This window comes from Alcanivorax sp. HI0044 (assembly GCF_001634945.1).
The window spans coordinates 1-763 of record NZ_LWEZ01000670.1 but is presented as its reverse complement, the minus strand read 5'-3'; the positions used below and the strand labels follow the sequence as shown (position 1 = coordinate 763).

Genomic DNA, 763 nt, shown 5'->3' with positions numbered 1-763 from the left:
CCGGGGCCGTGATCCGCGCCCAGGGCCCGCTGCTGGCACACATCAACGACAACGCCGACGACTGGGCGCGCCTGTGGCAGACCCAGGTCGAGCTGGGCATCATCCCCTACTACATGTTTGTGGAGCGTGACACCGGCGCCCGCCATTACTTTGAAGTGCCCCTGGCCAAGGCCTGGGAAATCTATCGCGACGCCATGAAACAGGTCTCCGGCATCGCCCGCACCGCGCGAGGCCCGAGCATGTCCAGCCACCCGGGCAAGGTGGAAATCCAGGGCGTGACCGAAATCAACGGCGAGAAAGTCTTCGCCCTGCGTTTCATCCAGGGCCGTAACCACGACTGGGTTCAGCGTCCCTTCTTCGCCAAGTACAACGAGGAAGCCACCTGGCTCAACCATCTGGAACCGGCCTTCGGCGAAGACAAGTTTTTCTTTGAAGACGAGCTGGCGGAGATGGAGAGCGAGTAAGGATCAGTTGATAGTGGATAATTGACAGTTGACAGCTACGCGGAAAAGCGTGGAATTGATCTGAAAGTAAAGAGGCCGCATCCAAAGTTTGGGCGCGGCCTCTTGCGTTTAGNTCTAAACCGACCTCTTATCGCGTCGCTGTCAACTTTCCACTATCAACTTTCAACTGCTTTTCCTTACCGCTGAATGACAGCAATAATGAATTCACCCAACTCAAGGAGAGTCCGATGAAGAAAATTCTCGCCAGTGCATCTGCTGCCGCTCTGCTGACCGGTTGTCTTGGTCAGAACGCCCTGTTC

At 56.7% G+C, this 763-nt stretch carries 1 pseudogene; it reads left to right on the top strand.

The features are described from left to right. Positions 1-464 (top strand): annotated as a pseudogene (locus tag A3730_RS08185) (lysine 2,3-aminomutase); the annotation flags it as partial. Positions 465-763: the final 299 nt, after the last annotated feature.